The organism is Rathayibacter sp. VKM Ac-2927, assembly GCF_022815525.1.
Lineage (GTDB): Bacteria > Actinomycetota > Actinomycetes > Actinomycetales > Microbacteriaceae > Rathayibacter > Rathayibacter festucae.
The window spans coordinates 265,306-279,611 of sequence record NZ_JALGRT010000006.1; the positions used below are offsets into that span (position 1 = coordinate 265,306).

A 14,306-nucleotide genomic window follows, 5' to 3' on the forward strand; every position below is an offset into this window, starting at 1 on the left:
ACCACGGGGAAAAAGGCGGAGCCGCCTGTCGGAATCGAACCGACGACCTTCTCATTACGAGTGAGACGCTCTACCGACTGAGCTAAGGCGGCGTGCTCGCGAGGCGCTGGCCCCGGACACGATTACACAGCATAGCCTGCTCGCGGGCCGGGGCGTGAATCCGGGCGCGGGGCCCGCCGGCTACTCGGCGAGCGCGCCGCGCAACTCCTCGAAGGAGTGCACGATGAGTCCCGGGAGCGCGTCGCGACCGTCGTGGTCGACCCAGCCGGCCCAGGCGTGCCGCATGGCGGCGAGGCCGAGCAGGGTGAGCATCCGGGCCCGGCTGCGCACCGCCTCGGCGTCCGTCCCGCCGCGGGTGAGGCGCTCGGCGACCAGGTCCTCGATCGCGAGCTCGAACTCCCGCATGCCGGCGATCTTGAGGCCGACGAGCTGCGGGTGCTCGCGGAAGAGGCTGCGCCGCAGCAGGTGCAGCTCGCGGTCCTCCTCCCCCGGGACCTCCGCCGCCGCGACGAAGACCGCCTGCAGGTCGACGAGGAGCGGCGCCTCGCCCGCCAGGAACGCGGCCGCGGTCTCGTCGGAGATCACCGGGAGGCCGCCGACCAGCGCGTCCTCCTTCGAGGCGAAGTAGTTGAAGAAGGTGCGCGTGGAGACGTCGGCCGTCCGCGAGACGTCCTCGATCGTGACGCGGTCCGGCCCGCGCTCGCTCGCGAGCCGCAGCACGGCGGTCTCGATCGCGCGCCGGGTCGCGAGGCGCTTGCGCTCCCGGAGTCCCGGCTGCTCCGGCGCGCCCCGGCGCTCCTGCTCGGTCAGCACTGCGGGTCCTCCTCGGGGACGACGCCCTCGAGCAGGTACGCGTCGACCGCGTCGTTCACGCACGAGTTCGACTTGTTGTAGGCCGTGTGGCCCTCGCCGTCGAAGGTCACGAGGTGCCCGTCGGACAGCTCCTCCGCCAGTGCCTGCGCCCAGACGTAGGGGGTCGCCGGGTCATTGGTGGTGCCGACGACGAGGATCGGGCCCGAGCCCTCCGCCGTGATCGGCGCCCGCGAGCCCTCGAAGGCGGCCGGCCACTCGCCGCAGAGGATGTCGCCGTAGGCGAGGTAGCGGCCGAGCGTCGGCGCCGCCGCCTCGAGCTCCGCGGCGTCCGCCCGCATCGACTCCGTCTCGGCGTCGTAGGCGTAGTCGACGCAGTTGATCGCGAGGAAGGCCTCGGTCGCGTTGTCGCTGTAGTCGCCGTCGGCCGTCCGGCCGTTGTAGGCGTCCGCGTACTGGAAGGCGATCTCCGCGCCGCCCTGACGCACGTCCGTGAGCATCTCGCTCAGCCCGCCCCAGGAGGAGGCGGAGTAGAGCGGGTAGACGATCGCGGTGAGCAGCGTGCTCGAGCCGAGCTGCCGGCCGTCCTGGGCGCGGATCGGCGAGGCGTCGACCCGCTCCAGCATCGCGGCGACCTGCGCCGTCGCCTCGTCGACCGTGCCGGTGAAGGGGCAGCCCTCGCCACCGAGGCAGGCGGTGAGATACGCGCGCAGGGCGCTCTCGAAGCCGATCGCCTGCTCGCGGACGACGTCGAGCGAGGTCGCGGCCGGATCGATCGCGCCGTCGAGCACGAGGCGGCCGACGCGATCGGGGAACAGGCCGGCATAGGTGGCGCCGAGGAAGGTGCCGTAGGAGTAGCCGAGGTAGTGCAGCGCCTGGTCGCCGAGCGCCGCCCGCAGCACGTCGAGATCGCGGGCCGCGCTGGTGGTGCCGACCTCGGGCAGCAGCGCTCCGCTGCGCTCCTCGCAGGCGGCGGCGAAGGCGGCCGAGGCGGTGCGCTGGGCGGCGATCCACTCGTCGCTGCCGCGCTCGCCCGGGACGATGTCGTAGAGGTAGGAGTCGAGGCCGGCGGCGTCGAGGCAGGACACCGCGGTCGAGGCGCCGACGCCGCGCGGGTCGAAGCCGACCACGTCGAAGCGGGCGGCGAGCTCGTCGTCCACGGCGAAGTCCAGGCTGTCCCGGATGAGGTCGACCCCGGACCCGCCGGGCCCTCCCGGGTTGACCAGGAGGGAGCCGATCGCGTCCCCGCCCGTCGCCGGGTGGCGGACCAGGGCGATCGAGGCGGTCTCGCCGGCCGGGGCGTCCCAGTCGAGCGGCACCGTCGCGTCGGTGCACTGCATGCCCTCGCCGCAGTCGTCCCAGACCAGGACCTGGCCGTAGTACTGCTCGAGATCGGCGTCGACCGCCTGCGGGGCGGGCGTCGAGGTGCGCTCGGGCGAGGGTCCGGGAGCGAAGCAGCCGGAGAGCAGCGCGACCGCGGCGCCGACCGCGGCGAGCGCCGACCAGCGGCCCGGGCGCCTCACGCGGCCACCGGGCGCCGCGCGGCGACCACGAGCATCGCCTCGAGGGCGAGGACGGGCGAGACGTTCGCGTCGATGCGCTGCCGGGCCTCCGCCACGGCGTCGAGCACCGCGAGCGTGCGCTCGGGGGCGGTGGCCGAGGCGAGTGCCGTCATCTCGCTCCGCACCTCCTCGTTGATCACGCCGCCGGGGGCGCCGAGCTGGAGGCGCACGACGTCGCGGTAGAGCGAGAGCAGGTCGACGAGGATGCGGTCGAGGCCGTCGCGGAGGCTGCGCGTCGCCCGGCGCTTCTGGTCCTCCTCGAGGGTGCGCAGCTGCGAGCGGAGCTGGGCGGGGATCGTGCCGCCGGGCTCGACGCCGAGCGAGCGCAGCGCCTGCTGGCGCTCGACCTCGTCGCGCTCGAGCGTGTAGGCCTTCGCGTCCTCGGTGGCGACCTCGATCATCCGCGCGGCACCGAGCACCGCGTCGGACACCCCGCGCAGACTCAGCGCGATCCGGAGGGTCTCCTCCCGCCGCTCGCGGGCGTTCGCATCGGTCGCGAGCCGGTGCGCCATGCCGATGTGGCTCTGGGCCTGGCGGGCGGCGCGCTCCGCCGTCTCCACGTCGACGCCGTCGCGGCGCTCGAGCAGGCCGGCGACGTCCTCGACGCTGGGGACGCGCAGGCGCACGGAACGGACCCGCGAGCGGATCGTCGGCAGCAGGTCGGCCTCGCTGGGCGCGCAGAGGATCCAGACGGTGCGCTCGGGCGGCTCCTCGAGCGCCTTCAGCAGGACGTTCGAGGTGCGCTCGCTCATCCGGTCGGCGTCCTCGATGACCATCACCCGGTAGCGCGAGACCGACGGCGAGTACTGAGAGGACGAGACGAGACGGCGCACCTCCTCGATCGAGATGATGACGCGCTCGGTGGCGAGGACCGCGAGGTCGGGGTGCGAGCGGGCGGCGACCTGCGCGCAGTCCGGGCACTCGCCGCAGCCACCGCGGCGGCAGAGCAGTGCGGAGGCGAACGCGTAGGCGAGGTTCGACCGGCCGGAGCCGGGCGGCCCGGTGATCAGCCAGGAGTGGGTCATCGAGGTCGACTCGTGCCCCCTCTCGTCACGGGGGGTCGAGGCGTCGCGCAGGGCGCCGATGGCGCGCTCCTGGCCGACGAGCTGGCTCCAGACGGTCACGGATCCAGGCTAACCGCGAGGTCCGACAGCGGGCCGCGCGCCCTGGGGACCGGCGCTGAGCATCGGCTCGACGCGGGCGCGGACGGCTGCGGCGAGCTCCTCGACGGGACGACTCGCGTCCAGGACGAGGAAGCGCTCCGGGTCGTCCGAGGCGAGGTCGAGGAACGCCTGCCGGACGCGGCCGTGGAACTCGGCCTTCTCCGCCTCGAGCCGGTCGTAGCGGGTGCGCGCGGCGTCCAGCCGGGTGCGGGCGACGACGGGATCGAGGTCGAGCAGGACGGTGAGGTCGGGGCGGAGGTCGCGGGTCGCCCACTCCGAGAGGGAGCGGACCTCCGCGGCGTCCAGCACCCGGCCGGCGCCCTGGTAGGCGACGGAGGAGTCGATGTAGCGGTCCTGGACGACGACCTCGCCCCGCTCGAGCGCGGGCCGGACGAAGGTGCCGATGTGCTGCGCGCGGTCGGCGGCGTAGAGGAGCGCCTCGGCCCGCGGATCGATCTCGCCGCGGTGGTGCAGCACGATCTCGCGGATCTGCACGCCCACCTCGGTGCCGCCCGGCTCCCGGGTGCGCCGCACGGTCTCACCGCGCGAGCCCAGCCACTCCTCGAGCAGCCGGGCCTGCGTGGTCTTGCCCGCGCCGTCCCCGCCCTCGAGGGTGACGAACAGCCCGGTCACGACTCCGTCGAGCCCGTCGCCTTCGCCGCAGTGCTGCGGGCGCGGGTGGTGGCCGGCTTCTTCGCGGCGGTGGTCTTCGCCGCCGTGGTCTTCGCCGCCGTGGTCTTCGCCGCCGTGGTCTTCGCGGCGGTGGTCTTCGTCGCCGTCGCCTTGGCCGCCGTCGTCTTCGCCGCGGGCTTCTTGGCCGGGGCGCGCTTGGCCGGGGCCTTCTTGGGCGCCGGACCCTTCGCCCGCTTGTCGGCGAGCATCTGCACCGCCTGCTCGAAGTCGATCTCCTCGATCGGCTGGCCCTTGGGGATCGTGACGTTGGTCTCGCCGTCGGTCACGTAGGCGCCGAAGCGCCCGTCGCGGATCCGGATCGGCTTGCCGCTGACCGGGTCGGCCTCGAACTCCGCGAGGGCGCTCGTGGCGCGCTTCGCGCCGTACTTGGGCTGGGCGAACACCTCGAGCGCGGTCGGCAGGTCGACCTCGAAGATCTGGTCCTCGCTGGTGAGCGAGCGGCTGTCCGTCCCCTTCTTCAGGTACGGGCCGTAACGGCCGTTCTGCGCGGTGATCGGCTCACCCGACTCCGGGTCCTCGCCGACGGTGCGCGGCAGGTCGAGCAGGCGCAGAGCGGTCGCGAGGTCGACGGTCGCGACGTCCATCGACTTGAAGAGGGAGGAGGTGCGCGGCTTGACCGCGGCCGCCTTCTTCGCGCCGCGCTTCGCAGCAGGAGCGGAGACGGGCTCGACGACCTCACCGGTGGCGGGGTCGGCGGTGGTCTCGGGCTCCGGGTCGACCTCGGTCACGTACGGGCCGAAGCGGCCGTCCTTGACCACGACGGTCTTGCCCGAGTCCGGGTTGCTGCCGAGCACGCGGTCGGTCTGCACGGGAGCGTCGACGAGCTCCTGCGCCTTCGCGGGCGTGAGCTCGTCCGGGGCCAGCTCGAGCGGCAGGTTGACCCGGCGCGGCGTCTCCTGCCCCTCCTCCTGGGCGACCTCGAGGTAGGGCCCGTACTTGCCGATGCGCAGGGTGATGTCGTCGGTGATCCGGACCGAGTTGATGCTCTTCGCATCGATCTCGCCGAGGTTGTCGACGACGTGGCGCAGGCCCGGCTGGTCGCCGCCGCCGAAGTAGAAGCGGTTCAGCCAGTCGACCCGGTCCTCCTCGCCGCCGGCGATGCGGTCGAGGTCGCCCTCCATCGCGGCGGTGAAGTCGTACTCGACGAGGTCGGAGAAGAACTCCTCGAGCAGGCGCACCACCGAGAAGGCGATCCAGTTGGGCACGAGCGCCGTGCCGCGCGGAGTGACGTAGCCGCGATCGACGATCGTCGTGATGATCGAGGCGTAGGTCGAGGGGCGCCCGATCCCCAGCTCTTCGAGCGACTTGACGAGGCTCGCCTCCGTGTAGCGCGGGGGCGGCGAGGTCTCGTGGCCCTTGGCCTCGACCTCGGCGACGACGAGGCTCTGGCCGACCTCGAGCACGGGCAGCTTGGCGTCCTTCTCGTCGCGGGCGCCGTGGCGCTCCTCGTCGCGGCCCTCCTCGTAGGCGAGCAGGAAGCCGCGGAAGGTGATGACCGTTCCCGAGGCGGTGAACTCGGCGGTGCGCTCGGTGTCGCCGGCCGGGTTGGCGAGCAGGGTGACCGTCGCGGTCGAGCCCTTGGCGTCGGCCATCTGCGAGGCGACGGTGCGCTTCCAGATCAGGTCGTAGAGGCGGTGGTCGTTCCCGCGGAGGGTGCCGGCGAGCTGGTCCGGGGTGCGGAAGGTCTCGCCCGCGGGGCGGATCGCCTCGTGCGCCTCCTGCGCGCTCTTGTTCTTGCCGGAGTAGAGGCGCGGCTTGTCGGGGACCGTCTCGGCTCCGTAGAGCGAGGCCGCCTGCGAGCGGGCGGCGTTCAGCGCCTGCTGCGAGAGGTTCGGCGAGTCGGTCCTCATGTAGGTGATGAAGCCGTTCTCGTAGAGCGACTGCGCCACGCTCATCGTCTGGCGCGCCGAGAAGCGGAGCTTGCGCGCCGCCTCCTGCTGGAGCGTCGAAGTGGTGAACGGGGCGGCGGGACGCCTCGAGTAGGGCTTGGACTCGAGGTTCGAGACGCGGACGAGCGTCTTCGGGTCGCGCAGCGCGTCGGCGAGGGCACCGGCGGAGGCCTCGTCGAGGACGGTGACGTCCCCCTTCAGCTGACCGCGGTCGTCGAAGTCGCGGCCGCTGCCGATCCGCTTGCCGTCCAGGCGCGCCAGGCGCGCGTCGAACGCCGCCGAGGCGTCGGCCTCGGGGGCGAGGACCGTGGCGAGGTCCCAGTAGGAGGCGGAGACGAAGGCGAGACGCTCGCGCTCGCGGTCCACGACGAGGCGCGTGGCGGCGGACTGCACGCGCCCGGCGGAGAGCCCCGGCCCGACCTTGCGCCAGAGCACCGGCGAGATCTCGTAGCCGTAGAGGCGGTCGAGGATGCGGCGGGTCTCCTGCGCGTCGACGAGGGAGGTGTCGATGTCGCGGGTGTTGTCGCGGGCCGTCTGGATCGCGTCCTTGGTGATCTCGTGGAAGACCATCCGCTTCACGGGGACCTTGGGCTTGAGCTCCTCGAGGAGGTGCCACGCGATGGCCTCGCCCTCGCGGTCCTCATCCGTTGCGAGGAAGAGCTCGTCGGCGTTCTTCAGCGCGCGCTTGAGGTCGGCGACCGTCTTCTTCTTCTGATCGGAGACGACGTAGTAGGGCTCGAAGCCGTTGTCGACGTCGACGGAGAACTTGCCCAGCCCGCCCTTCTTGAGCTCGGGCGGCAGGTTCTTCGGCTCGATGAGGTCGCGGATGTGCCCGACGGAGGCGAGCACCTCGTAGCCCTCGCCCAGGTACTGGGCGATGGTCTTGGCCTTCGCCGGCGACTCGACGATCACCAGCTTCTTCGTGCCGGACACAGTTCTCCTCGATTGATGCTGTCGGATCGGACGCTCAGCGAGTCCGACGGGTCCCCTTCGGCGGGGAGGCGGTGCGCGGCGTCCGCAGGAGGAACGACGATCCGTTCGCGTCGGCTTCGGGGCGCCCGACAGGCACACCATACACACTGACTCGGGGCGTCCCTCGCCGTCGTCCGCTCGCCGCGCGCTGGGAGCACTCCGGCCGCCGCCCGGGAATCCGCCGAATCGGGAGGACCGCACCCGGTGACGGATCGCGGCGATCGGCGCATGATGAGGGGCATGGCAACGACGCACACCACCTCCGCTCCGACCACCTCCGCCTACACCGCGAAGTTCCTCGACGGGCCGCTCGAGGGCAAGACGCTCCGCCGCTCCTACGGCGAGGCGACGGCCCCGGCGGGCCGCCTCGAGATCCCGGCCGCCCGCGAGGGCACCCGCTACCTCTATCTCCTCGCCGGCGCTCTCGAGCACGACGAGGGAGCGGGCGCGCTGCCCACCGCGGCGGCCTACCGCTACCTGCGGGTCAGCGCCGACTGAGCCCCGGTCCCACCGGGCGGGTCGGACACCGGCGACCCGACCGAGCGCGGGAGCGCGCTGCCGTTGCGCCCCGGGCGCGGCGAATGCCGTCGCCGCCGTCCCCGGCGCGGGAGGAGCATCACGGCGGCGGCCCGGCGCGCGACCGGGCGGGGAGCGCGAGCGGCCCGACGGACACGACGACCTCGACGGTCGCCACTCCTCCCTCCACCGCGCAGCCCGCGACGGTCGCCGTCATCGCCCCCGCGACGCGCTCGGCCGCCCCGCACGGCTCGCCCGGCAGCAGACCGGAGGCGACGTCCGCCGCGGCGAGCGCCGCCGCGTCCGCCGTGGCCACGGCCCGCTGGTGCCCCGCGACTCCCCCGCAACCGGCGAGCACGGCCGCGGTCACGAGGATCGTCCCCGCGACGACGCCGACCGCGACGACCGCCGCCGAGCCGTCCTCCCCTGCGCGGTCCGGCTCCGGCCAAGGGATCACCGCCCTCCGCCCAGCGCGCAGGACCGGACCGAGACCGGCAGCTCCAGCGCCGGCAGCGGCCGGAGCCGCGCGGCGACGTCCACGCAGACGAGCCCGCCGTCCGCGGAGGTCGCGACACTCGCTCCCGCATCGACCCGCGCGACGGGCCGACCCGGATCGTCCCCCCGCGCCAGCGACCGGGCGCCGTCCGCCGCGGCGTCGACCAGCCGGACGTACTGCGCCGAGGCCGCCACCGAGCCGAGGCAGAGCGCCAGCACGACCACCACCGCCGGCAGCACGACCGCCAGCTCGGCCGTCGCGGAGCCGTCCTCGCCTCGTCGCCCATCGGCGACCAGGTCCACTCTCGTCGCTGCACGGGCACCACCCGGGCACCGCACCGCTCATCCCCCCGAGGTGAGCGCCCGGGTGACCAGGTCCGTGAGGATCCCGCGCACCTCGTCGCCCTTGAGGATCACCACCAGCAGACCCGCGAAGCCGACCGCGGCCATCGTCGCGATCGCGTACTCGGCCGTGGCCGAGCCCTCCTCGTCGCGCCATCCGCTCAGCGGCCCCGCCTCCCAGGCAGGGCCCGGGAAGCGCTCCCGCCCGGCACCGCCCCGCACTCGTCCGATCGTCCCCGCACCGCTGCTCCGACTGCCGTTCATCCGCTCGCTCCGTTCGTCGTCACTGCCCCCACTCGAGGATCGCCGAGCCCGGAGCGGGTCGGGGTGGGGGAGCTCGCGAACGGTGGACAAGAGGAGAGAGGAGCGGCCTGTGGAGAGCTCCCGCGGGACCGCTCACCGCTGCCCCGCGAACGTCGAGAGCAGCACCGAGATCATCATCGGAGCCACGCCCAGCAGGAGGAACGCCGGCAGCACGCAGACTCCGAGCGGCAGCAGCAGCGTCACACCGAGCCTCGCCGCCCGCTCCCGCGCCTCGGACGCGGCCCGCACCCGCGCCAGTGCCGCCTCGCTGCGCAGCAGCCGGCCCGCGGGAACCCCCGCCGCGCTCGAGAGCGCGAGCACGGGCTCCGCCGCAGCCAGCGCGGGCGGCCCCGACGCGAGCCCGCACTTGGCGAGCGCCGCCAGCACCCGCTCCCGCCCGCCACCGATCGACCCCCCGCCCGCGAGCGCGACCGCGAGCAGGTCGAGCGCCAGCCCCGGTGCCGGGTCCCCCGGGCCGGCGCCGCGGACGAGCCGGCGCGTCCACGCCACGGCACCGAGCATCAGCCCGAGCCCGCCCACCAGGCAGGCGAATCCCGGCACCGTCCCGATCAGCACGCCCAGCACATCGAAGCCCAGCAGCGTGCCGAAGCCGAGCGCCACCAGCGGCAGCCCGCCGACCACCCGGCTCGTCGCGAGCGGCCCCGCCAGGGCGACCTCGATGTCCCGCCGCGCCCGGCCGAGCTCCCGCAGGGAATCGGCCAGCTCGGCGAGGGCCGCGGCGATCGGCGCTCCGGAGTCCGCGGCCACCCGCCAGCAGGCGGCCAGGGCCGCCCAGGCCGTCTCCTCGCCGCCATCACGCGAACCCCGTGCCGCGCTCTCCCTGCGACGAGGTGCGCGCTCCGCGGTCCGCCGCTCCTCACCTCGGCGGGAGGCGGGCACACCCCGCAGGAGCGCCGCCGTCACGTCCCCGCCGCGCGCCGCCTCGACCGCCACCGCGCGCAGCAGCCGACGACGTCGCGCGGCACCCGCCGCCTCCGAGTCGTCCGACGCCGCGAGGTGCGCCAGCGCCGACGCCGGCGCGACGCCCGCCGCGAGCAGCACCGAGAGGCGGTGCACCACGGCCGCCACCTCGTCGACCCCCGCCCCGCGCTTCACGTCGAGGCCCGCTGCGGTACGGCGCCCTCCTCGATCCGGAGCCGCCCGGCGTGATCGAGCCGGAAGCAGCCCGAGGCCGCGAGCCGGCGCCGGCCGCCCCGCCGCTCGAGGTGCAGCACCAGATCGATCGCGCTGACCGTCTGCCGCGCGACCGCCTCCGGGCCCATGCCCGCGAGCGAGCCGAGCGCCTCCAGCCGGGCGGGCACGTCGGCGAGCGAGTTCGCGTGCAGGGTCCCCGCTCCGCCGTCGTGCCCGGTGTTCAGCGCCGAGAGCAGATCGCGCAGCTCGACGCCGCGGCACTCGCCGAGGACGAGCCGGTCCGGCCGCATCCGCAGGGCCTCGCGGACGAGGCGGTCGAGGCCGACTCCGCCCGCTCCCTCGAGGTTCGGCTGGCGCGCCTCCAGCGAGACGACGTGCGGATGCGCGGGCCGCAGCTCCCCGACGTCCTCGATCACGACCAGGCGCTCGTGCGGAGGTGCGCAGCCCAGGAGGGCGCCGAGGAGCGTGGTCTTGCCCGATCCGCCGGCACCGGTGACGAGGAGGTTCCAGCGCGCGGTGACGGCCCGCCGCAGCAGGCCGCGGCCCGCGTCGTCGAGCATCCCCGCCGCGTGCAGCTCGTCGAGACTCCAGGCGTCGGCCCGCGGCACGCGCACCGAGATCAGCGTCCCCGCGGTCGCGACCGGCGGCAGCACCACGTGCACGCGGACCCCGTGCTTCAGCCGCACGTCCACGCACGGGCTCGCCTCGTCGACGTGGCGTCCGCCGGCCGCGACCAGCGACACCGCGAGCCGTCGCGCTCCTGCCGCGTCGAGCGTCCACGTCGGCTCTCGCACTGCGCCCCCGCCGCGGTCGACCCAGAGGCCCGAATCCCCGTTGACGAAGAGGTCGGTCACCGCCGGGTCGGCGGCGAACGGCGCGAGCAGGCCGAGCGCCGCCGCCGCCGGACGGACCGGCGCGGCCCGCAGTGCCTCGCCGTCGTCCTCACCCGGCGGGCGAGGTGCGTCCGGGCGGTAGGCGGCGGGAACGAGCGGGACGAAACCGGTGGTCATCCGGGAACGCTAGGAGCGCGCGCCCTCCGGTGGCGCGCCGAGGACCGCATCGGTGGACGGCAGGGCCGAGGACGCCCCTGGGGAGGAGCGACGAGCTCGGGATCGGCGTCGTTTCCGCGAGCCGGAGGTCCAGCAGCCGGAGCTCGGGCACGCGATCCGAGACCCGGCACGCTGAAACCGGCCGATCGGGCGTGCCGGATGTGTTTCCGCGAGCCGGATCTCCAGCAGTCGACACTCGGGCACGCGATCCGTGCTCCGGCACGCCGAAATCGGCCGATCCAGCATGCCCAGCGTGTTCCGGCGAGCCGAAGGTGCAACCGGCCGATGCGGCCCGGCCGTGCGGATCCTCCGGGGAGCGGGACGCTCGACCAGCGGAGGGAAGAGAAGGGGGCGGCACCCATTGGGGGGAACAGGTGCCGCCTCGGCGGCGCTGGATTGGGGGGAATCACTCGCGCCGCTGAGCCGAAGTTCATTCGGCCGTATGCAACGTTAGGGCACGGAGGCGATTTCGCCAAGTCGGATCCGCGTTCTGAGCCGACTCTTCACGAAACCCCGCCGGACGGTCAGCTTCGCGTCGCCCCCTCCCCACCCGAGAGCCGGACGCTACGGTGGTCCGGAACCGACCACGCCGGCCGGCGCACGTCGCACTCGCGAAGGAGCGAATCGCAGATGTCCACACCCCTCGACGCGTCCGGGGCCGCAGGCTCGAGCGCCATCGACAGCCTCCAGCAGGAGACGCGCCGCTTCCCGCCGCCCGCCGAGTTCGCCGCCGACGCCGCCGCGACCGCCGGGAAGGCCGAGCAGGCCGCCGCCGACCGCCTCGCCTTCTGGGCCGACCGCAGCCGCGAGCTGCTGCACTGGCACCGGCCGTTCACGCGCACCCTCGACTGGAGCGAGCCGCCCTTCGCGCGCTGGTTCGACGACGGCGAGCTCAACGTCGCCTACAACTGCCTCGACCGGCACGTGCTGGCCGGTCACGGCGACCGCGTCGCGATCCACTGGGAGGGCGAGCCCGGCGACAGCCGCGACCTGACCTACGCCGAGCTCACCGCCGAGGTGAAGCGCGCGGCCAACCTCTTCACGAGCCTGGGCGTGCAGGCCGGCGACCGCGTCGCGATCTACCTGCCGATGATCCCCGAGGCCGTCATCGCGATGCTCGCGGTCGCCCGGCTCGGCGCCGTGCACTCGGTCGTCTTCGGCGGCTTCAGCGCCGAGAGCCTGCGCGCGCGGATCGACGACGCCGAGGCGAAGCTCGTCGTCACCGCCGACGGCGGCTGGCGCAAGGGCTCGGTCTTCCCGCTCAAGCCCGCGGTCGACGCGGCGCTGGCGCTGGACGGCGGCGCGTCGAGCGTCGAGCACGTCCTCGTCGTCCGCCGCGGCGGCAACACCGTCGAGTGGAGCGCCGGCCGCGACCTGTGGTGGCACGAGGAGATCGTCGCGGTGGACGCCGACCACGTCGCGCGGCCGTTCCCCGCCGAGCAGCCGCTGTTCATCCTCTACACGAGCGGCACGACCGGGAAGCCGAAGGGCATACTGCACACCAGCGGCGGCTACCTCACCCAGGTCGCGTACACCCACCGCACGGTCTTCGATCTCAAGCCCGAGACCGACGTCTACTGGTGCACCGCCGACGTCGGCTGGATCACCGGGCACAGCTACGTGGTCTACGGACCGCTCGCGAACGGCGCCACCCAGGTGATGTACGAGGGCACGCCCGACACCCCGCACGCCGGACGCTGGTGGGAGATCATCGAGAAGCACGGCGTCACGATCCTCTACGCCGCCCCCACGGCGATCCGCACCTTCATGAAGCTCGGCCGGCAGATCCCGCAGCGCTTCGACCTCTCGAGCCTCCGCCTGCTCGGCTCGGTCGGCGAGCCGATCAACCCCGAGGCCTGGATCTGGTACCGCGACGTCATCGGCGGCGGCCGCGCCCCGATCGTCGACACCTGGTGGCAGACCGAGACCGGCGCGATCATGGTCTCGCCCCTGCCCGGCGTCACGACCCTGAAGCCGGGCTCGGCGCAGGTCCCCGTCCCCGGGATCTCGATCGACGTCGTCGACGACTCCGGCGCCCCGGTCGGCGCGGGCTCCGGCGGGCTGCTGGTCATCACCGAGCCCTGGCCGTCGATGCTGCGCGGCATCTGGGGAGACCCGGACCGCTACGTCGAGACCTACTGGTCGAAGTTCGGCGACCGCTACTTCGCCGGCGACGGCGCGACGCTCGACGAGGACGGCGACCTGTGGCTGCTCGGCCGCGTCGACGACGTGATGAACATCTCCGGCCACCGCCTGTCGACGGCCGAGATCGAGTCGGCCCTCGTCTCGCACCCGGTGGTCGCGGAGGCGGCCGTGGTGGGCGCGGCGGACGAGACCACCGGCCAGGCCGTCGTCGCCTTCGTCATCGCCAAGGCGAGCCAGGCGGAGGCGCTCGCCAGCGGCCACGACGAGCTCGAGGCGACGCTCAAGGCGCACGTCGCCGAGCACATCGGCGCGATCGCCCGGCCGAAGCGCATCTTCATCGTGCAGGAGCTGCCGAAGACCCGCTCCGGCAAGATCATGCGCCGGCTCCTGCGCGACGTGGCCGAGGGCCGGGCCGTCGGCGACACGACCACGCTGGCCGACACGCAGGTGATGGCCGTCATCTCCTCCGCGGTCGCCGCCGACGACTGAGCCGCCGAGGGCCGAGCCGCCCGGAACGCCGAAGGGCGCCGCCTCCCGAGAGGGGAGAGCGGCGCCCTTCGGCGTCGAGCCGGGACCCGGTTCAGGCGAAGGCGACGATCAGCTCGACCTCGACCGGTGCGTCGAGCGGGAGCTCCGCCACGCCGACCGCCGAGCGGGCGTGCCTGCCCGCCTCGCCGAAGATCTCGCCGAGCACCTCGGAGGCGCCGTTGATGACGCCGGGCTGGCCGTTGAAGCCGGGAGCGGAGGCGACGAAGCCGGTCACCTTGACGATCCGGGTCACGCGGTCGAGCGAGCCGATCACGTCGGCGATCGCGGCCAGCGCGTTCAGAGCGCAGACGCGCGCCAGGTCCTTGGCGACCTCGGGATCGACGCCCGCGCCGACCTTGCCGGTCGCGGGCAGCGCGCCGTCGACGAAGGGGATCTGCCCGGCCGTGAAGACCAGGTTCCCCTCGACGACGGCCGGGATGTAGGCGCCGGCCGGCACCGCGACCGCGGGGAGCTCGATGCCCAGCTCGGCCAGGCGATCGGCGATCACGCGCCGACCTCGGCGACCGGGCGCTTGAGGTAGGCCACGAGCCCGCCCTCGGGACCGGTGACGATCTGGACCAGTTCCCAGCCCTCGGAGCCCCAGGTGTTCAGGATCGCGGTGGTGTTGTGGATCATCAGCGGCGTCGTGATGTATTCCCAGCGGGGGACGGACATGGCTCTCCT

At 74.0% G+C, this 14,306-nt stretch carries 14 protein-coding genes and 1 tRNA gene; 2 read left to right on the top strand and 13 right to left on the bottom strand.

Features of this window, described 5'->3' with window-relative positions; genetic code table 11:
- Positions 1-19: 19 nt before the first annotated feature.
- The 6 genes from MT353_RS17690 to topA form a co-directional block, all read right to left on the bottom strand.
- Positions 20-92, bottom strand: a tRNA-Thr gene (locus MT353_RS17690).
- Positions 93-180: 88 nt separating this feature from the next.
- Positions 181-813 carry a TetR/AcrR family transcriptional regulator gene (locus tag MT353_RS17695; RefSeq protein ID WP_166674151.1) on the bottom strand — a complete coding sequence of 211 codons (633 nt, stop codon included), beginning with the start codon at positions 811-813 and terminating at the stop codon, positions 181-183.
- On the bottom strand, positions 807-2,333 hold the full coding sequence (locus MT353_RS17700) for an alpha/beta hydrolase (RefSeq protein WP_243625476.1): 1,527 nt from the start codon (positions 2,331-2,333) through the stop codon (positions 807-809). Before MT353_RS17700 ends, MT353_RS17695 begins: the two co-directional genes overlap by 7 nt.
- The gene (locus tag MT353_RS17705) at positions 2,330-3,496 is read right to left on the bottom strand and encodes a DNA polymerase III subunit delta' (protein ID WP_243625477.1); all 1,167 of its coding nucleotides are present in this window, start codon (positions 3,494-3,496) and stop codon (positions 2,330-2,332) included. Before MT353_RS17705 ends, MT353_RS17700 begins: the two co-directional genes overlap by 4 nt.
- A 9-nt stretch (positions 3,497-3,505) precedes the next feature.
- Entirely contained in the window at positions 3,506-4,168 is a 663-nt protein-coding gene (tmk, locus tag MT353_RS17710) for a dTMP kinase (protein WP_243625478.1), read from the bottom strand.
- On the bottom strand, positions 4,165-7,050 hold the full coding sequence (gene topA, locus MT353_RS17715) for a type I DNA topoisomerase (protein WP_243625479.1): 2,886 nt from the start codon (positions 7,048-7,050) through the stop codon (positions 4,165-4,167). Before topA ends, tmk begins: the two co-directional genes overlap by 4 nt.
- A 279-nt stretch (positions 7,051-7,329) precedes the next feature.
- Between topA and MT353_RS17720 the strand changes: the two genes are divergently transcribed.
- A complete protein-coding gene (locus MT353_RS17720) occupies positions 7,330-7,587 on the top strand; it encodes a hypothetical protein (protein WP_123447682.1) in 258 nt (85 codons plus the stop codon).
- Between the two features lie 118 nt (positions 7,588-7,705).
- Here MT353_RS17720 and MT353_RS17725 read toward each other — a convergent pair whose 3' ends face one another.
- The 5 genes from MT353_RS17725 to MT353_RS17745 all read right to left on the bottom strand — a co-directional run bounded on the left by MT353_RS17725 (position 7,706) and on the right by MT353_RS17745 (position 10,910).
- Entirely contained in the window at positions 7,706-8,062 is a 357-nt protein-coding gene (locus MT353_RS17725; protein ID WP_243625480.1) for an Rv3654c family TadE-like protein, read from the bottom strand.
- Complete coding sequence (locus MT353_RS17730; protein ID WP_243625481.1) at positions 8,059-8,403, bottom strand: TadE family type IV pilus minor pilin; 345 nt, start codon at positions 8,401-8,403, stop codon at positions 8,059-8,061. The genes MT353_RS17725 and MT353_RS17730 overlap by 4 nt, the downstream gene beginning before the upstream one ends.
- A gap of 39 nt (positions 8,404-8,442) precedes the next feature.
- Complete coding sequence (locus MT353_RS22045) at positions 8,443-8,706, bottom strand: DUF4244 domain-containing protein (RefSeq protein WP_308197536.1); 264 nt, start codon at positions 8,704-8,706, stop codon at positions 8,443-8,445.
- 132 nt (positions 8,707-8,838) lie between these two features.
- Complete coding sequence (locus MT353_RS17740; protein ID WP_243625482.1) at positions 8,839-9,861, bottom strand: type II secretion system F family protein; 1,023 nt, start codon at positions 9,859-9,861, stop codon at positions 8,839-8,841.
- Complete coding sequence (locus tag MT353_RS17745; protein WP_243625483.1) at positions 9,858-10,910, bottom strand: TadA family conjugal transfer-associated ATPase; 1,053 nt, start codon at positions 10,908-10,910, stop codon at positions 9,858-9,860. The genes MT353_RS17740 and MT353_RS17745 overlap by 4 nt, the downstream gene beginning before the upstream one ends.
- A 669-nt stretch (positions 10,911-11,579) precedes the next feature.
- On the opposite strand from MT353_RS17745, the gene acs reads away from it, so the two are divergent.
- On the top strand, positions 11,580-13,583 hold the full coding sequence (gene acs, locus MT353_RS17750) for an acetate--CoA ligase (RefSeq protein ID WP_243625484.1): 2,004 nt from the start codon (positions 11,580-11,582) through the stop codon (positions 13,581-13,583).
- A gap of 91 nt (positions 13,584-13,674) precedes the next feature.
- On the opposite strand, the gene MT353_RS17755 is transcribed toward acs, so the two are convergent.
- Both MT353_RS17755 and MT353_RS17760 read right to left on the bottom strand, forming a co-directional pair.
- A complete protein-coding gene (locus tag MT353_RS17755) occupies positions 13,675-14,130 on the bottom strand; it encodes a RidA family protein (RefSeq protein WP_243598444.1) in 456 nt (151 codons plus the stop codon).
- Positions 14,127-14,297: a hypothetical protein gene (locus MT353_RS17760; RefSeq protein WP_165909148.1), complete on the bottom strand. Its 171-nt coding sequence runs from the start codon at positions 14,295-14,297 to the stop codon at positions 14,127-14,129. The genes MT353_RS17755 and MT353_RS17760 overlap by 4 nt, the downstream gene beginning before the upstream one ends.
- Positions 14,298-14,306: the final 9 nt, after the last annotated feature.